Here is a 17015-nt window from a genome sequence, read left to right on the forward strand (position 1 = left end):
TGTGGGGCCTTTTTCGTGGGTGGAATACCGTGGAAGACCTGCCCCGGTTTCCGCGCGTCGCCGGATGTTTGTATCCTGCAGGCATGACCCGGCGGGCGCCCGCGCCCGTCGCCCCATACCAACGGAGCCCCGCATGACCTCAGGTCAGGAAAGCGATTCCACCCAGCACGTCCTCACCCTGCGCCAGACCCGACTGGAGGACTACGACGACATCCGCGAAATCATGGAGCGGGTATACCAGGACCTGGACGGGGCCTGGAGCGAGGCGCAGTTCCGCTCCCAGGTGACGCGCTTTCCCGAAGGGCAGATCTGCATCGAGGACAACGGGAAGGTGGTGGCGGCGGCCATCAGCCTGATCGTCGAGTACAAGCGCTTCGGCGATCACCACAACTACTGGCAGATCACCGGCAACGGCTTTCTCACCACTCACGACCCGGACGGGGACACGCTCTACGGCGTGGACATCTTCGTGCACCCCGATTACCGCGGCCTGCGGCTGGGTCGGCGCCTGTACGACGCGCGCAAGGAGCTGTGCGAAAAGCTGAACCTGCGCGCAATCGTGGCCGGCGGACGCATCCCCGGATACGAGGCCCATCGTGAAGAGATGACGCCGCAGCAGTACGTGGAGAAGGTCAAGAACCACGAGGTCACCGATCCGATCCTGACCTTCCAGCTGGCGAACGACTTCCACGTGCGCAAGATCATCACGGACTACCTCCCGGACGACGAAAAGTCCGGGGCGTATGCCACGCTGATCGAATGGCTCAACATCTACTACGAGGAAAAGGAAAAGCTGATCGGCGGAAGCCGCTCGGACGTGCGCATCGGCGTGGTCCAGTGGCAGATGCGGCCTACCGCCGACCTCGATGCCCTGTTCCAGCAGGTCGAGTACTTCGTCGATGCGGTGTCGGGTTATCGGGCCGATTGCGTGCTGTTCCCGGAGTTCTTCAACGGACCGCTGATGGGGGCGTTCAACCAGGACTATCCGGCCGAGGCCGTGCGCCGGCTGGCGGAGTACACCGAGGACATCCGCGAGGAGATGGTGCGCCTGGCGCTGTCCTACAACATCAATATCGTTGCCGGTTCCATGCCCGAGTACCACGACGACGTGCTGCGCAACGTCTCCTACCTGTGCCGCCGCGACGGGACCTGGGACCGCCAGTACAAGCTTCACGTGACCCCCGACGAGATTGGCTACTGGGGTCTGCAGGGCGGTGAGGAGGTGCATGTCTTCGACACCGACTTCGGCAAGATCGGCATCCTCATCTGCTACGACGTGGAGTTTCCCGAACTTCCCCGCGTGATGGCCGATCATGGCCTGCAGATCCTGTTCGTCCCCTACTGGACCGATACCAAGAACGCCTACCTGCGCGTGCGTCGCTGCGCCCAGGCCCGGGCCATCGAGAACGAGTGCTACGTGGTCATGTCCGGTTCGGTGGGCAACCTGCCGCGGGTGGAGAACATGGACATGCAGTATTCGCAGGCTGCGGTGTTCACTCCGTCGGACTTTGCCTTCCCGCATGACGCGGTGGCGGCCGAGGCGACTCCCAACACGGAGATGACCCTGATCGTGGATCTCGACCTGGACAATCTCAAGGAACTGCGCAACCACGGTTCGGTGCGCAACCTGCGCGACCGCCGGCGGGACCTCTACGCAATCGACTGGAAATCCAGCCCCGTATAGTACGGCCTGGATCCAAAACGTGAAGGGCGTCCGGGGGTGTCCGCCCCGACGGGGTGGCTTTGTTCGGCGATCGTCCGTAATCTGAAGCATGGACAGGTCGATCGGTGCGTGCGCGCGGGAGGCCACGGAAAGGCATCGAGGCATTCAGGGGGTAACCATGGCGGAAGCAGTGACGAGCGAAACGCCCGGGGCCGGCGCCGGCAAAGGCGGGCCACGTACGGCCGTTCTGGTCGTGGATGACTCCAAGGTCATCCGCGTGGCCCTGCAGCGCATCCTCCGGGATACCCATACCGTGTACGAGGCCGCGGACGGGGAAGAGGCCTGGGCCCGGTTGCAGGAGCAGAACGACATCGGTCTGGTGCTGACTGACCTCTCCATGCCGAAGCTCGACGGGCAGGACCTCCTGATGCGCATCCGGGACGGCGCCGACGGCGTGCCGGCGGATCTGCCCGTGGGGATCGTTACGGGGCAGGAGAATGACGAACAGTCCGAGGAAGACTGGCGTTCCATGGGTGCGAACGCCGTGCTCAAGAAGCCGTTTGTCCCCGGACGGGTCCGCGAGGTCGTGGCCGAGCTTCTGCCCGAACACGCCGCACCCGATGAAGAGACCGAGGCCGAGCTGCGCCACCTGCGTGACGAGGTCGAGCGGCTGCGCCGGGAACTCATGCTGCGTCAGAGCTCCTCCGGCGACCGCGAGCTGCACAACGAACTGGAGCGGCTGCGCCAGGCCCTGGCGGAATCCCGCGATGATGCCACCGCGGCCTATCAGCGCGCCGACGAATATGAGGAAAAGAGCCGTTCGCTCGAGCAGGAACTGGAGGAGGCGCGTGAGCGCCTGAATCAGGCCAGCGAGGAGCTCGAACACGCGCATGAGGAGCAGGCGGACGAGGCCGCCGGGGCGGCGGCCGACGAGAGCCGCCAGCAGCGCGTGACCGAGCTGGAAGGCGAGGTGATCCGGCTGGAGCACGAGCTGGTCGAGCTGGAGCGCGAACGGGACAAGGCCCGGGAAGAGCGGGATGCGGCAAACAAGACCGCCGAGCGCTTGCGCAGGGAGCGCAATCAGCAGACCGAGCGCGCAGCGGCAGCCGAGACTGCACAGCACGAGCTGAAGACGCAGTGCTCCGATCAGGGGAGTACGCTGGGTCAGCTCCGCGCCAGCCTTGAACAGCGGGAACGCGAGCTGTCCGAGGCGGTGCACAAGAACAAGTCCCTGCGCGCGCGCATCCGTGATCTGGAGCTGGAGCTCAACGGGGGGCCGAAGGCCGCGCCGGTGGCCGAGGAGTCTTCCACTGACCAGGGGGGGGAGCCCCCGACCCCGACCGGCTCCGGGAAAGCCAGCTTCGATCCGCCCAGTGATCGCCTGTGGTCGCGGCCATGGTTCCGCGGGGTGCTGGTGGCCGCGGTGCTGGCCGTGATCTTCCTGGGCGTACTGATCTACCTCCGGGGGTTCTGAGCCCCCCCCCGGAGGTTCGTGCAGCGCCTGCGTCGGGTCTACTTCAGGCGACGCTCCAGGGCCCCCAGCAGGTGCTGCCAGGAATCCCGGTCGGCGCGTTCGTCATAGCCCACCGGCATGTCGAAGCGCTCGGCGATGCTGTCGGCGTCGGGGTTGGTAAAGCTGTGCAGCACGCCACCGAAATCCACCAGGGTCCAGTCCGCGTCGGCGTCGTCCATCTCCTCGCGGAAGGCATCCACCTGTTCCTTCGGCACCATCGGGTCGGCCGCGCCATTGAAGACCAGGACTTCGGGCTTCAGGGTGTCGGCCGACGCCGGGTGCTCGGTGGCCAGTGCGCCATGGAAGCTTGCCACCAGGGCCAGATCGGCTCCGGCGCGTGCCGCTTCCAGCGCCACCGTGCCGCCAAAGCAGTAGCCCACGGCCGCCACCGGCTGGTCCGCGGTCTGATCGTGGCCGCGCAGGTAGTCATGCGCTGCGCCGAAGCGCTCCAGCATCATGTCCCGGTTTTCGCGCACCTGCCCGGCGAATTCGCCGGCCTCGGACGGATGGTCCGCGGTGCGGCCGTCGCCGTACATGTCCAGCGAAAAGGCGGTGTAGCCTTCCGCGGCCAGCTGCTCGGCACGGCTGCGGGCGTAGTCGTTGTGTCCCCACCATTCGTGGACCACCAGCACGCCCGGGCGCGGACCGTCGACCGACGGATCCCAGGCGATAAAGCCCTCGAAGGTCTGGCCGTCGTGCTCGTAGGTCACGGATTCGGTGTGCAGGTCGGCCAGCGCCAGGCCGGGGAACAGTGCGGCCAGCGCCACGGCGGCACTCAGGGTTCGCAGTCGTTGCATGGGGTGTCTCCTTGTCGAATCGCCGAATCGGCTTTTCGAGTATGGTCCCGCTCCGGAATGCGAACAAGAGCGCCCGTTCCGGGATGCGTCGGGGCAGCGCAGGGGCTAAGCTTGAGGAGCGGCGCGGAAGGGCAATGCCGCACGGGAGGAGATCCGATGAGCGACGAGACGGGCTTTGCAAGCCTTGAGGCCCGGGTGGAGGCGGCGGACCGGCTGCTGGCCATGCCGCAGGTGGTTTTCGAGGTCTCGCGGCTGCTGGACGACGACGAAAGCACCCAGCCGCAGATCGCTGCGGCGCTCGGGCGGGATCCCGGTCTGGTGGCCCATGTGCTGCGGCTGGCCAACAGCCCCGCCTATGCGCCGGCCCGTGGTGTGGATTCGATCGAGCGGGCGGTGGCGATGCTGGGGCGCGACGTCCTGCAGCGTCTGGTGGTGGCGAGTGCCGTGACGCGCTCCATGAACACCCTCCCCGAGCAGGAGCGTCTGCCGCTGGAGACCTTCTGGCGTCATTCGGCCTACTGCGCCGTCATCGCCCGGCAGCTGGCGCAGGAGGTGGCCCCGCGTGCGGCCGGCGTGGTCTTTCTGGCGGGATTGCTGCACGACCTGGGCAAGCTGCTGCTGTTCTCGCAGTCGCCCGAAGCGGCACACCGCGCCTTCCTGGCGAGCCTGGATACCGCGCAGGGCCCGTCGCCGCAGGCCGCCGAGCGCGAACAGATGGGCTTCGACCATGCCCGTCTGGGCGGGGCGCTGGCCGAGCGCTGGGGGCTGCCCGAGGCCCTGGTGGAGGGTATTGCCTGGCACCATGATCCGCTGTCCGCCAGCGATCGCCATCGACCCTCGGTGGCGCTGGTGCATCTGGCCAACACCGGCGCTCACCTCGCCGAGATCGATTCGCGCGACTGGGCCGATGCGCCGCCGCTGGAAGAACAGGCCTGGGCGATCGCCGGGGTCTCGCCGGAGATGCTGCTGCAGGCGGTGGAAGACGCCCAGCACGAGGTCCTGGCGGTGCAGGCCCTGTCCGATCCGGAGGTGGGTACGCCGGCCGGCTGATGGCCATGCGAGAACCCGGGCGGGGCGTCGGCGGTCTACCGGAACGACTGTGAGGAACTTGCCATGACCCGTTGCTCCCGCGCTTGCCCTGCTCCCGGAATACCGTGTTCCGGCCGTGTGCTCCGGTTGGCACTGCTGCTGATCGTCGGTCTCGGCGTGTCCGGCTGCGCCTCGGTGCCCGAGCGGCTGGGGCCGCTTCCCGACCAGCGCCTGGATCTGGCTACGGTGCGTGCCGATGTGGCTGCCGCCGCAGGTGCGCTCGTGGTCTGGGGCGGGGTGGTCGCGGGGGTCGAGAATACCGACGACGGGACCCGTCTGGAGATCGTCGCGCGCCCTCTCGGACGCGATGCGCGGCCGCGGGAAACCGATGTCTCTCCCGGGCGGTTTCGTGTGTGGGTGGATGACTTCCTCGAACCGCGGGACCATGCCCCGGGGCGCGAGGTGACCGTGCGCGGACGGATTGCGGGCAGCGAAGAAGGCCGCATTGGCGAGCATGTCTACGAGTTCGTGCAGGTGGAGGCCGAGGCCGTGCATCTCTGGGAACGACGCCCGCCGCCGCAGGATCGACAGTACGATCCCTGGTACGACCCGTGGTATGACCCGTGGTACCACTCGGGCATGCCCCGCGGTTACTACGGGCCCGGCTGGCGTCACCCCCGTCCGCTGCATCACGATCCGTATCACGACGGGCACTTCCGGTGAATCCGATGCACGAACACAGATCCGGTAACCGTTGTTTGTCCCGTCGCGTGTCGGGCGTTGCACGGGCCCTGCTGGCGGTCCTGCTGGCGCTGGTGCTCGCGGGTTGCGCGGCCACGCCGCTGGAGGCGCCGCGCCCCGCCGAACCGGTGGAGCCGCGCGCGGTTACCGCCGAGCGGCTGCCGCAGACCGACCAGATGTGGGGCGGCGTCATCGCCGAGGTCGACCACGGCCCCGAAACCACCGTGCTCGAGGTTCTGGCCTATCCGTTACGGGGGCAGGAGCCACGCACCGGGGCGGCCAGTCAGGGGCGTTTCCGGGTCGTGGTGGACGGCTTCCTCGATCCGGTGGATTATCGCCCCGGGCGCCGCGTGACGGCCATCGGGCCGGTCACCGCGGTGGAGACTGGCCGGATCGGCGAGGCGGAATATCGCTTCCCGGTGCTGGAAGCCCGGCAGCTGCACCTGTGGCCGGTGGGCGCGCCGTCCGCACCCGGCCGCGTGAACTTCGGCATCGGTATCGGGATCGGACTGTGACGTTTCCAATCGTTCTATTCAGGGAGTGACATGCAAGCCATTCTGTTCAACGAGCCCGGCTCCGCCGACGTTTTATACCTGGGCGAATGCCCCGATCCGGTGATCCGCGAACCCGACGAGGTGCGCGTGCGCCTGCTGGCGGCCGGCGTGAACCCGGTCGACACCAAGGTCCGTGCCGGCGGCATGCTGGTCGAGGGCGCGCCGCACAACACCCCCGGCTGCGACGGGGTGGGTGTTGTCGAGGCCTGCGGCGCCGCGGTGAAGCACGTTCGCCCGGGGCAGCGCGTGGCATTCTGTTTCGGTGGCACCGGCGCCGATCCGGGGACCTGTGCCGAACAGGCGCTGGTGCCCGAGGCTGCCCTGGTGCCCGTCCCCGACGGGGTCTCCGACGCCGAGGCGGCGGCCCTGCCGCTGGCCTGGATTACCGCCCGGGAAGCGCTGTTCGACCGTGGCGGGCTGCAGAAGGGCGACTATGTCCTGGTCCATGCGGCCAGTGGAGGAGTCGGACAGATGGCGGTCCAGCTGGCGCGGGCCGCCGGTGCCCGAGTGCTCGGGCTGGTGCGCAGCGATGCCGGTGTGGAGGTGATGCGTGCCCTGGGGGCGGATCACGTGGACATCCGCAGTGACCGAGCCGCCACGGATATCGCCGCCTTCACCGACGGGCGTTATTTCGACCTGGTGCTGGATACCGTCGGCGGTGACACCTTCGTCGAGGGACTGAGGCAGATCCGCTTCGGCGGCCGCCTGGTGACCCTGCTGGCACCCCCCGACGGCATGGACTGGAACCCGGCGCGGCTGCAGAACGCGGCCATCCATCTGGAGCTGATGCTCACCCCGATGCTGCAGCGCAGCCGGACGGGGCTGGCGCGCCAGGCGAAGGTCGTGGCCGATGGCCTCGCGCGACTGGCCGCCGGTACTCTGGAGGTCAATGTCGAGGATGTCCTGCCGCTGGCGCAGACCGCGGAGGCGCACCGGCGGATCGAGGCCGGCGGGCGCCGGGGCAAGCTGGTGCTGCGTATCCCTGACTGATGCGGGCCCGATTGAGGCGGGCCTGACTGAGAAGCCGGTTGTTCAGCCGCCGAACAGGTGGCTGAATACCCGCGCACCGCCGATGTAGGTGCCGGCGGCGGAGCCCAGGGTGGTCAGCAGAAACACGAGCAGCACGCGGGAGACGCGGTTTTGCCACCACCCGCGGGCGTGGGTGGTGTCCTGGCGCAGGCGGGCAAAATCGGACACGCGGGGCTTGCGCAGGAAGATCTCCGCGGCGGCGGCGACAAAACCGACACCGATGGTGGGGTTCAGGGAGGTCAGCGGGGCGGCCAGCGCGGCGGTCAGGAGGGTCAGCGGATGGGCCAGGGCGATCGCCGCTCCCACCGCGGCCAGGCCGCCATTGATGACCACCCAGTCGATGATCATCCGGATGCCGATGTCGGGGTTGCGCAGGAATCCGATCACGAAGCCGGTGAGGATCACCCCGACCACGACCCACGGGATGACCTTCGGCCAGCGGGCCTTCGGCGGGGCCTGGTCGAGTTCGTCCAGGATCTCGTCGGGCGGCCGTTGCTGCTGGCCGATCTGTTCGGCGATGCCGGCCAGATGCCCGGCGCCGACCACCGCGAGGATGCGCCGGTGCTCGCCACTGGCGGCCATGCGGCGCAGATGCGCGGCCATGTACAGGTCGCGTTCGTGGATCAGCGTGCCGTACAGGGCCTCCGACTGTTCGGCGAACTCGCTGAAGGTGTTTTCCAGCATGTCGCCTTCCTTCAGACGCTCGATCTCGCTCTCGTCGATCTTTTCGCGGCTGAGCACGCTGCCCAGCAGGCCGCCGACCAGGCCCATGCGCTGCCACCACGGCACGGCCCGGTAGGTGCGTCGGAGGGTCAGTCCGAGGTCGCGGTCGATCAGCGCCAGCGGCACGCCCTGATCCAGGGCGCCGTCCATGGCCGCGCGCATTTCCGCCCCCGGCTCAATCCCGTACTGCTCGGCCAGACGCTGCTGATAGGCCCCCAGGGCGAGACTGGCGGCGATCATCGGCGCCTGGCCCTGACGGATCACGCTGAACAGGTCCATCCGGCCCAGCGCATCCGGGTCCAGCATGGCCCGCTGGCGGCTCTCGCACAGCTCGATGGCGACCGCGTCGAAGCTTTCGGTGTCGATCAGGCTGCGTACCCGGTCCGCGCTGGCCCGCGAGACATGGGCGGTGCCCAGCAGCACGACCTCGGTGTCCCCCAGCTGCAGTACGCGATGGGGTTCGCTGGCGATCAGGTCCTCGACGTTCGGAGTCATGTTCGGGCCGGTGGGCTGTTTTCGGGTGATCGAATCCTATCAGGCTCGTTCGCCGCCTGCCGGTTCACGGGGCGGGCCGCAACGGCTCACCCGGGGTCTCCGGCCCGTCCGCCGGGCCGCGCAGGGACTCCAGACGCTCCAGCACGCGCCGGCCCCGTTCACGGGCGCTGCGCAGCCCGGCGTGTTCGGGATCGAGTTCCAGGGCGCGTTCCCAGGTGTCCAGGGCGTCGTGAATGCGGCCGGCGGCGTAATGCGCGCTACCCTGTTCCAGCAGCTCGGCCGTGTGTGCGTCGCGTTGTTCTTCCCAGCGCTCGCACAGGGCATCGTGGCGGTCACGAGCGCTGTCACCCAGGCGGTCGGTGGCGATATTGCGGCAATGCTGCCGGGCCGCGATCAGGTCTTCCTCGTGCAGCGCGCGTTCCAGTGCATCCAGCAGCGCCGTGCTGTCTTCCTGATTCACTGGTTCGGGGTCCGGCCGGATGTCGGCTTCCAGCTCGGCGATGCGCCGGTCGCGTTCCGGGTCGGGTTCGAGTTCGCGCGCCAGTCGCAGACGCTCCAGTGCGGTCTCGGGTCCGGCGTCGCGGGCGTCACGCTCGAGCTCGGCGGCGAGGCGGGCGCCACGTCGGCGCAGATCGTCGGTGTTTTCGGGCAGGGTGTCGTCGTCACGCGCCAGCGGCTGCATGATGTCCAGCAGTCGCAGGCGTTCGGCCAGGGCCTGCGCCTCCATCACTCGGTGGCGGCGCTCCAGGGCGCTGAGACCGGTTCGGCGGTCACGTTCCAGCTCGGCGATGCGGCGCTGGCGTTCCTCGCTGGCCGGCAGTCGGGCATCGGCCTCCTCAAGGATGTCCAGGGCCCGCCCCACGGCACCTTCGGCCGCCTGGTTCCCGGCCTCGCGCAGGGCGTTCTCGGCGGCCTCGGCCGCGCGGGCCTCGATGGTCTCGCGACGGTCTTTGCGCGCTGCCCGCTCCCCGTCGGGCAGCGCGTCGAGGGTTTCCAGTGCCGCCCGATATTCGCCTTCGGCCACCAGCCGGTCGACGCGCGTGTCAGGGTCCTGAAGCGGCTCCAGCAGGGCACAGCCGTGCAGCGTGGCGAGCGCCAGCAGCACCGTGAGCAGGGTGTAACGGATCCGGCGTCGAGTCATGCCGTGGTCCGCGTGGGGTGCACCCGCACCACGTCGACCGGCTCGCTCAGGCCGTGGAGGGCATGCTGGCCGAGGTCTTCCTGCACCAGTTTCCCGGTGTTGTGCTGGCTCATCTGAGGATGCTCCATGAAATCGCGCGTGGTGACGAGGCCCCCGGGGGGCGCGATGGTCACCAGGCGGGCGGCCAGATTGACCGTCTCGCCCACCACCGTGAACTGCATGCGTTCCCGGGCCCCCATGTTGCCCGCCAGCATCTCGCCGGCATACAGGCCGATGCGGAATTCCACCCGCCGTTCGCCGCGTGCCTCGCGCTCCGCATTGATGCCGGCGATGGTGTTCAGCAGCGCCAGGCCGGTACGCAGGGCGGTGATGCGATGGTCGGGGTCGGGCCGGGCCGCGCCGAAGACCGCCATTGTGCAGTCTCCCATGTACTTGTCCACCGTGCCGCCGTGCTCCGCGATGCACTCGGTCATGGGGCCGAAGAACTCATTGAGCATGCGTCCGAGTGCCTCCGGGGTGCACTGCTGGGACAGGGCGGTGTAGCCGGTGATGTCGGCGAACAGCACCGAGCCCTCGACCGCGCGGCCGCCCAGCTCCACGCGGTCCAGGTTGTCGAGGATGTCCTCGGCCACGCCGGTGGAGACGTAGCGTCGCAGCGCGGCCTCGACCTGGTCCTTGCGCAGCAGGTCGTGGGCCATGGTGTTGAACGCCTCGGTCAGCTGGGTGATCTCGTCGCGCCGCAGTACCACCCGCGGGTCGTCCTGGTCGTCCGGGCCGGGCTGCATGCGTTCGCGCATGGATTCCGCCAGGCGCTCCAGCGGGCGCACCAGGCGCTTGGAGATGTCGATGGCGAGGATCAGGCTCAGCAGGAACACGATCGCGGCGGTGATGACGCCCGCATTGACGGTGTTGCGCATCAGTTCCTGCATCGGTGCCGAGTCGATCCGGGCCTCGATGTAACCCACCTGGACGTCCTGGAACCTCACTTCTCGCCGGTAGGGTTCGGCCCCGGCAGTCAGCGGCCACACCCCGTCGGCGGCGTCGTCGGCTGGCGGCGACCCGGCCGCGGCGACCCGGCCGCGGTCGATGGCATAGGCGGCAATGTACTCGACCCGACCGTCCTCGACCAGCGAGTTGAGGAGGGTTTCCAGCGTGAGGTGGTCTTCGGCGAGGATCAGTTCACCCGAGGTGCGGGCCACCGGAGCCACGGTCAGTTCCGCCTGGGCCTGGATCTGGTTGTTCAGCACCGTGCTGACCTGGCTGAGGATTACCCATGCCAGCACGCCGATCCCGGTCAGGGTGAGCCCGGCGATGACCGCGACGATCTTCCAGGCGATCGGCAGATAGCGGGGCGTGAAATCCGCGGCGCGCCACTGTTCCGGTCGGCCCCCGCGACGGAACAGCCGCATCATGCCGACGCTCCGGATCCCGGCGGGTCGAGATGTTCGGTGATCCAGGCATGCCAGACGGCCTGCAGCTGCGGGGTGCGGGCCGCGATCGCCGGGCGGCGGGCCAGATCGCGGCGGAATACCGGTGCGCCGGACAGGTCCGCCATCGCGCCGCCCGCACGTTCCAGCATCAGGGTGCCGGCGGTGCTGTCCCACAGCGCCTGGCCGCCGTGCAGGTACAGATCCGCACGCCCGGCCGCCAGCCATGCCCATTCCAGGGCGCAGGCGCCCAGGTTGCGCTGGGAAGCGAACGGGGCCGCGTCCAGCAGCGCCCGTCCCAGGGCGCGGGGAACACGCTTGTAGTCCACCAGGGCGATGCAGCGGTGGATCCGGGGAGAAGCGGCGGCAGTGTCCGGCTCGCTGCCGTCCAGCAGCAGCGGGCCGTCTTCCGTGACGGAAAACAGTTCGCCGCGCACCGGGTCCAGGGTGGCCCCGTGGGTCACCCGCTGGCCCTCGATGCGTGCCAGGGAAATGGCGAAAAACGGCAGCCCCGTGGCGAAATTGCTGGTGCCGTCCAGGGGGTCCAGCAGCCAGAATGCCGGGGCCTCGTCGAGGACGCGCTGCTGTTCGGGTGCGTCCTGTTCCTCGCTGAGGACCGGTTCGTCGATGCCGCAGTCCCGCAACAGGTGGCGCACCGCGGAATCCGCGGCATGGTCGGCCGGGGTGATCACCGATCCGTCCGCCTTGTAGTCCACCCGTGTGCCGCTGGCGAAACGCGGCAGGAGCTCTTCCCGACCGATGGTCCGCAGGCCTTCCAGAAGGGCGGAGAATGGGATGCTGTTGCCGTTCATGCGGTTTCCTGGACGGGGCCGGGCCTCGTCTGTGCGGCGCCGAGCCCCGGGGATGGCGGCACATCCGGCGGATCGGCGGGCGTTTGCGGTGTCAGTATGCGTATCATACCGATCCATGACCGGTGTGTTGATCCTGTTAGCCCTGGCTGCGCTGGTGGCCTACCTGAACGCCAACTGGCGGGCGCATGAGCGCGCGCGGCACATCGCGCGGCAGGCCTGCGACCGCGCCGGCGTGCAGTTCCTCGACAGCAGCGTGGTGCGGCGGCGGTTGCGGCCGGTGCGTCATCGGGGCAATCCGGTGCTGCGGCGCGAATACGTGTTCGAGTTTGCCGGCGACGGCGTGGAACGACGGCGGGGCTGGCTGATCCTGCGCGGGGCGGCGCTGGAGCGCATCACCCTGGACTGGCCCGAAGGCGGGCGAACGGTGGATGAAGTCGGAGGCGGCAGTCATGACTCTGAGTGAGTTGCGCTACGCGGTGGCCGTGGCCGATGCGCGGCATTTCGGCCGGGCGGCGGAGGCCTGTCACGTGTCGCAGCCGTCGCTGTCGGTGGCGGTGCGCAAGCTGGAGGACGAGCTGGGCGTTATGCTGTTCGAACGCGGCCACGGCGAGATCAGCGTGACGCCGGCCGGGGAGCGCGTGATCGCCCAGGCACGGCAGGTGCTTTCCGAGGCGGAGCAGCTGCGCAACGTGGCGGCGCAGAGCCAGGACCCGATGGTGGGGCCGCTGCGGCTCGGGGCGATCTACACTATCGCGCCGTACCTGCTGCCGGAGCTGATCCCGGTGCTGCACGAACGCGCGCCGCAGATGCCGCTGGTGATCGAGGAAAACTACACCAGCCGGCTGCGTGAACGCCTCAAGCAGGGCGATCTGGACGTCATCATCGTGTCGCTGCCGTTCGAGGAACCGGGGATCGTGACCCTGCCGCTGTATGACGAGCCGTTCGTCGGCGTTCTGCCGGGGAGTCATCCGCTGGCGGAGCGGGATACGGTCGAACTGCAGGAGATGGCGCAGGAGACCCTGCTGCTGCTGGGTGCGGGGCACTGTTTCCGCGATCAGGTGCTGGAACGCTGCCCGGAGTGTCAAAAAACCGTCACCGCGGACGGCAGCACCCCGAGCAACCTGGAGGGTTCCTCGCTGGAGACCATCCGCCACATGGTCGCCTCCGGGATGGGCGTGACCATCCTGCCGTGCACCGCCGCCGGGGCCGACCGCTACGCCCAGCGGCTGCTGGCGGTCCGGCGTTTCGAAGAGCCCGTGCCGTCGCGCCGCGTGGCGCTGGCCTGGCGCAGCCGGTTCCCGCGGCCGGAGGCGGTGGAGGCCCTGCGTCAGGCGATCCTGCAGACCCCGCTGACCTGCGTGGACTTCATCCGGCCGGGAGACGGCGACGGCTGACCCGCTGCCGGTCCGTCAGTGTCGGGCCAGCACCCGGTCGCGTCCCGAGGTCTTGGCCGCGTAAAGGGCCTCGTCAGCCGTCTGATAGAGGCTTTGCAGGGTCGTGTGGCGGCCCAGCGCGGCCACGCCGATGGAGGCGGTGACGGCGGCCACCCCGTCGCTTTCGACGGCGGCGTCCTCCTCGCCACGCGCGCAGACCCGCACGCCACCGATCGCCTGCCGGATCCGTTCGGCGCAGTCCATGCCGGCGCGCAGGTCCGCCCCGGGCAGGACCACGAGGAACTCCTCGCCCCCCATGCGCACGGACAGGTCTGACTGACGGGTGGATTCGCGCAGGGTACGGGCCACCTCGCGCAGGATCTCGTCGCCCACGGTATGGCCGAAGCGATCGTTGAGCTGCTTGAAGTGGTCCAGATCCACCGCCAGCAGCGACATCGGGCGCTCCTGGCGCAGACAGTCAGCCAGCCACTGCTCGCCCTGGATCTCGAAGGCCCGCCGATTGCCCAGGCCGGTCAGCTCGTCGCGTTCCAGGTTGGCCCGCAGGCGGCGAAAGCGCCAGGCGTTGTGCAGGGCCGGGGCCGCCAGGCCGAGGATGGATTCCACCAGGGCCTGTTCCTGGTCGTCGAAGCGCCGGCCGCGCATCAGCACCAGGGAGCCGAGATCGGTGCCGTTGTAGCTGAGGGCGTATTCGATCCGATGGCGGTCCGCTTCTCCGCCTTCACGGATCTCGCCGTCGTCGGTGGAATAGATCCAGCCGCTGTGCTCCAGGTGGCCGACCAGATGCTCATTGATACGGTCGATCACCGCGCCCAGCTCCAGCGTGGCGGTTACCGTCTGGACGAATCCCAGGGCGTCCAGCGGCGCGTTGCGCTGCGGTCCCCCGCCGTTGCTGGAGACCAGGCGCAGATTGGTGGCGTTGTTGTCGCTGTTCATGGCTGCCTCACGGTGATCGATGATTCCTGGCCGAAGCAGAAGCGAGAACCGTGCCAGGTTCACAAAATGCTGTTTCCGATTGGCTTTTTGCCAGTCGAGGCGGGCGGGGTGTCGGGTTGCCGGCACTTTTTTCGGGCGGGCCGGAAAAAATCCGCCGGGTCGACCGGCAAAAAGCGGCAGGATTTCGACGCCATTCAGGATGGCGGCACGCCACGTGCACATCGAACGGCGTTTCCCTATGCTGCCGCACCGTACAGGCCACCGTGGGAGAAGCGCCGCCATGATCCGCATGCACAACGTTGAACTGCGACGCGGACGCCAGATCCTGCTGCAGGGGGCGGAACTCACCGTGCACCCCGGCTGGCGGGTCGGCCTGACCGGCGCGAACGGTTCCGGCAAGTCCAGTCTGCTGGCCGCGCTGCAGGGCGAACTGTCACTGGATGCCGGATCCATCGAGCAGCCGGACGACTGGGTGGTCGCGCATCTGCCGCAGGAGGTTCCGGGCAGCGCGCGCCCGGCGGTGGAGTACGTGCTGGACGGTGACGCCGAACTGCGCGAACTGCAGCGGCGCCTCGAGGAAGAACACGACGGGGACGGGGCGGAACAGGCGCGGCTGTACGCGCGCCTGGATGCGATCGACGGCTGGACCGCCGAGGCCCGCGCCCGGCGCCTGCTGGCCGGGCTCGGGTTTTCCGACGCGGACGGCGACCGGCCGATGTCGGATTTCTCCGGCGGCTGGCGCATGCGCCTGGGGCTGGCGCGCACCCTGATGACCCGCTCCGACCTGCTGCTGCTGGACGAACCCACCAACCACCTGGACGTGGAGACCATCGTCTGGCTGGAAGGCTGGCTGGCACGTTACCCCGGCACCGTGATCGTGATCGCCCACGACCGGCGTTTCCTCGACGCCGTGGTCACGCATATCGCCCATATCGAACGCGGCGCCCTGACCCTGTACAGCGGCGGCTACACTCAAGCCGAGGCCCGGCGCGCCGAGGCCATGGCGCAGAGCGAGGCGGCCGCGGCGAAGGTGGCCGCGGAACGCGCCCATCTGGAGCAGTTCGTGCGGCGTTTCCGTGCCAAGGCCAGCAAGGCGCGCCAGGCCCAGAGCCGGCTCAAGCGGCTGGAGGCGCTGGAGGACGTCGCGGTGATCCGCGCGGCGCGCCCGGTGCACCTGCACATCCCGTCGCCCCAGCGGCTGCCCGACCCCCTGCTGGCTCTGGACCACGCGACCGTGGGCCATGGCGAGTCGCGGCGTCTGCATCCGGCCAGCCTGCGGCTGCGCCCGGAGGACCGGGTCGGGATCCTTGGTCCCAACGGTGCCGGAAAATCGACGCTGCTGGCCCTGCTGGCCGGCGAGCTGGAGCCGGATACCGGCGAACGGCAGCCGGCCCCGGACCTGCGCATCGGTTATTTCGCCCAGCATCAGCGCGAGCAGCTGGACCTGGCGGTCTCGCCGCTGGCGCATCTGCAGCGACAGGATCCGCGCGCTGCGGAACAGGACCTGCGCAATTTCCTCGGTGGGCTGGGGTTCGGCGGCGAGCGGGCCGACCGTCCGGTGGGCGAGTGCTCCGGGGGCGAGCGCGTGCGCCTGGTGCTGGCACAGCTGATGTGGCAGGCGCCATCGCTGCTGCTGCTCGACGAACCCACCAACCACCTGGACCTGGACATGCGCGAGGCGCTGGGCGAGGCGCTGGAGGCCTACGCCGGGGGACTGGTGGTGGTGGCCCACGACCGCGAGCTCCTGGCGCGGGTCTGCGACCGCTTCTGGCGGGTGGAGGACGGTCATCTGAGCGAATTCGACGGTGATCTCGATGACTATGCCCGTGAACTCCAGGAGCGTCGGAGCCGGGACGAAGCGGGACCGGAACCGGCCGGGCCGGGTGGTGCGGCGGCGGCTTCCGGGGATGATGCCGGGGGTGGCCCGGCGTTGTCGCAGAAGGATCGCCGGCGCGAGGCGGCGCGGGCCCGCGAGGCCCTCAAGCCCCTGCAGCAGCGGGCCGACCGCGCCGAGGCGGAGTGCGCGCGCCTGCAGGAGCGGCTGGACGCGATCGAGGCCGAACTGGCTGACGGCGAGCTGTACACCGGTGATGCCGAGGCCGCGGACCGCCTGGCGGCGCTGACGCGCGAGCAGGGCGAGCTGCGTCGCCGGCTGGAGGACCACGAAGGGGAATGGATGGAGGCCATGGAGGCCCTGGAAGCGGCACGCCCCGATGCCGGAGGCTCCCCGGCGGGGAAGTGAAAGGCCGACCCTTGAACTCGGAAATTTTCGGGTCTATATAAACGGGTGAGTGCAACGAAACGAGGAGTCATGCGATGAACGCACAGGAGCTGAATCGTCGTTGTGTCGAACTCTTCCATCACCCGGACGCGCAGAACCACATGTGGCATCCGCGGATGTTCTGGGAGACGAATCAGGTCGAGAACCCGAAGCCCGAGGACCTGCAGCGGCCGAAGGTGGATCTGCGCGAACTCGAGGTCCTGCTGTCCGAGGTCACGCACCAGCCCTCGGAATGCGCGGACGAGCTGGAAAGGGAAGAGCCGGGTCGCGTGTCGCTGATCCGGCACATGACCGATCGCGGCGACATGCCGTTTCTGCATCGCCCGCATTGAACAACGCCGGGGTTGTCCGGTGCCGGATCGGCCAGGGGCTGGCCTCCTGCATGGTGGGGTAGATCATGCTCGTAGGAGGCCGGCCCTCCGGCCGATGGCGGCGGTGGGCCGGTCCCCGGCCGTTGGTGCAGCGGTTGGGCCTGATCGGCCA

At 69.0% G+C, this 17015-nt stretch carries 17 protein-coding genes; 11 read left to right on the top strand and 6 right to left on the bottom strand.

Annotated features, from left to right (window positions below; all coding sequences use genetic code 11):
* Nucleotides 1-133: 133 nt before the first annotated feature.
* Nucleotides 134-1684: a bifunctional GNAT family N-acetyltransferase/carbon-nitrogen hydrolase family protein gene (locus G020_RS0108025; protein WP_018947053.1), complete on the top strand. Its 1551-nt coding sequence runs from the start codon at nucleotides 134-136 to the stop codon at nucleotides 1682-1684.
* 157 nt (nucleotides 1685-1841) lie between these two features.
* Complete coding sequence (locus tag G020_RS0108030) at nucleotides 1842-3137, top strand: response regulator (RefSeq protein WP_024329241.1); 1296 nt, start codon at nucleotides 1842-1844, stop codon at nucleotides 3135-3137.
* Between the two features lie 38 nt (nucleotides 3138-3175).
* Here the strand turns inward: G020_RS0108030 and G020_RS0108035 are convergent, their stop codons facing one another.
* Nucleotides 3176-3973, bottom strand: coding sequence for a dienelactone hydrolase family protein (locus G020_RS0108035; protein WP_024329242.1), 798 nt, complete (start codon nucleotides 3971-3973; stop codon nucleotides 3176-3178).
* Between the two features lie 156 nt (nucleotides 3974-4129).
* Between G020_RS0108035 and G020_RS0108040 the strand changes: the two genes are divergently transcribed.
* From G020_RS0108040 to G020_RS0108055, 4 genes are all read left to right on the top strand, one after another.
* Nucleotides 4130-5023 (top strand): HDOD domain-containing protein, encoded by an 894-nt coding sequence (locus G020_RS0108040; RefSeq protein ID WP_018947050.1) that lies wholly within the window; start codon nucleotides 4130-4132, stop codon nucleotides 5021-5023.
* 63 nt (nucleotides 5024-5086) lie between these two features.
* The gene (locus G020_RS0108045) at nucleotides 5087-5725 is read left to right on the top strand and encodes a Slp family lipoprotein (protein ID WP_304412438.1); all 639 of its coding nucleotides are present in this window, start codon (nucleotides 5087-5089) and stop codon (nucleotides 5723-5725) included.
* A gap of 47 nt (nucleotides 5726-5772) precedes the next feature.
* The gene (locus G020_RS0108050) at nucleotides 5773-6258 is read left to right on the top strand and encodes a Slp family lipoprotein (protein WP_024329244.1); all 486 of its coding nucleotides are present in this window, start codon (nucleotides 5773-5775) and stop codon (nucleotides 6256-6258) included.
* Between the two features lie 30 nt (nucleotides 6259-6288).
* Nucleotides 6289-7287: a zinc-binding dehydrogenase gene (locus G020_RS0108055; RefSeq protein ID WP_024329245.1), complete on the top strand. Its 999-nt coding sequence runs from the start codon at nucleotides 6289-6291 to the stop codon at nucleotides 7285-7287.
* Between the two features lie 42 nt (nucleotides 7288-7329).
* Here G020_RS0108055 and G020_RS0108060 read toward each other — a convergent pair whose 3' ends face one another.
* The 4 genes from G020_RS0108060 to G020_RS0108075 form a co-directional block, all read right to left on the bottom strand.
* Nucleotides 7330-8544, bottom strand: coding sequence for a TraB/GumN family protein (locus G020_RS0108060; RefSeq protein ID WP_018947046.1), 1215 nt, complete (start codon nucleotides 8542-8544; stop codon nucleotides 7330-7332).
* Between the two features lie 64 nt (nucleotides 8545-8608).
* Nucleotides 8609-9685 carry a tetratricopeptide repeat protein gene (locus G020_RS0108065; RefSeq protein WP_024329246.1) on the bottom strand — a complete coding sequence of 359 codons (1077 nt, stop codon included), beginning with the start codon at nucleotides 9683-9685 and terminating at the stop codon, nucleotides 8609-8611.
* Nucleotides 9682-11097 (bottom strand): adenylate/guanylate cyclase domain-containing protein, encoded by a 1416-nt coding sequence (locus tag G020_RS0108070; RefSeq protein WP_024329247.1) that lies wholly within the window; start codon nucleotides 11095-11097, stop codon nucleotides 9682-9684. Before G020_RS0108070 ends, G020_RS0108065 begins: the two co-directional genes overlap by 4 nt.
* Nucleotides 11094-11924, bottom strand: coding sequence for an inositol monophosphatase family protein (locus tag G020_RS0108075; RefSeq protein ID WP_024329248.1), 831 nt, complete (start codon nucleotides 11922-11924; stop codon nucleotides 11094-11096). Before G020_RS0108075 ends, G020_RS0108070 begins: the two co-directional genes overlap by 4 nt.
* Nucleotides 11925-12039: 115 nt before the next feature.
* Between G020_RS0108075 and G020_RS0108080 the strand changes: the two genes are divergently transcribed.
* Nucleotides 12040-12387, top strand: a complete 348-nt coding sequence (locus G020_RS0108080; RefSeq protein WP_018947042.1) for a DUF3301 domain-containing protein — start codon at nucleotides 12040-12042, stop codon at nucleotides 12385-12387.
* Nucleotides 12374-13318 (top strand): hydrogen peroxide-inducible genes activator, encoded by a 945-nt coding sequence (locus tag G020_RS0108085; protein ID WP_018947041.1) that lies wholly within the window; start codon nucleotides 12374-12376, stop codon nucleotides 13316-13318. Before G020_RS0108080 ends, G020_RS0108085 begins: the two co-directional genes overlap by 14 nt.
* A 15-nt stretch (nucleotides 13319-13333) precedes the next feature.
* On the opposite strand, the gene G020_RS0108090 is transcribed toward G020_RS0108085, so the two are convergent.
* Complete coding sequence (locus tag G020_RS0108090) at nucleotides 13334-14251, bottom strand: GGDEF domain-containing protein (RefSeq protein ID WP_024329249.1); 918 nt, start codon at nucleotides 14249-14251, stop codon at nucleotides 13334-13336.
* 66 nt (nucleotides 14252-14317) lie between these two features.
* Here G020_RS0108090 and G020_RS15260 point away from each other — a divergent pair, with 66 nt between their 5' ends.
* The 3 genes from G020_RS15260 (at nucleotide 14318) to G020_RS0108100 (ending at nucleotide 16864) form a co-directional block, all read left to right on the top strand.
* The gene (locus G020_RS15260; protein WP_156002714.1) at nucleotides 14318-14554 is read left to right on the top strand and encodes a hypothetical protein; all 237 of its coding nucleotides are present in this window, start codon (nucleotides 14318-14320) and stop codon (nucleotides 14552-14554) included.
* Nucleotides 14532-16493 (top strand): ABC-F family ATP-binding cassette domain-containing protein, encoded by a 1962-nt coding sequence (locus G020_RS0108095; protein ID WP_024329250.1) that lies wholly within the window; start codon nucleotides 14532-14534, stop codon nucleotides 16491-16493. Before G020_RS15260 ends, G020_RS0108095 begins: the two co-directional genes overlap by 23 nt.
* Nucleotides 16494-16567: 74 nt before the next feature.
* Nucleotides 16568-16864 carry a hypothetical protein gene (locus G020_RS0108100; protein WP_024329251.1) on the top strand — a complete coding sequence of 99 codons (297 nt, stop codon included), beginning with the start codon at nucleotides 16568-16570 and terminating at the stop codon, nucleotides 16862-16864.
* The last annotated feature ends 151 nt before the right edge of the window (nucleotides 16865-17015 follow it).

This window comes from Thioalkalivibrio sp. ALR17-21, from assembly GCF_000420185.1.
Classification (GTDB): Bacteria; Pseudomonadota; Gammaproteobacteria; order Ectothiorhodospirales; family Ectothiorhodospiraceae; genus Thioalkalivibrio; species Thioalkalivibrio halophilus.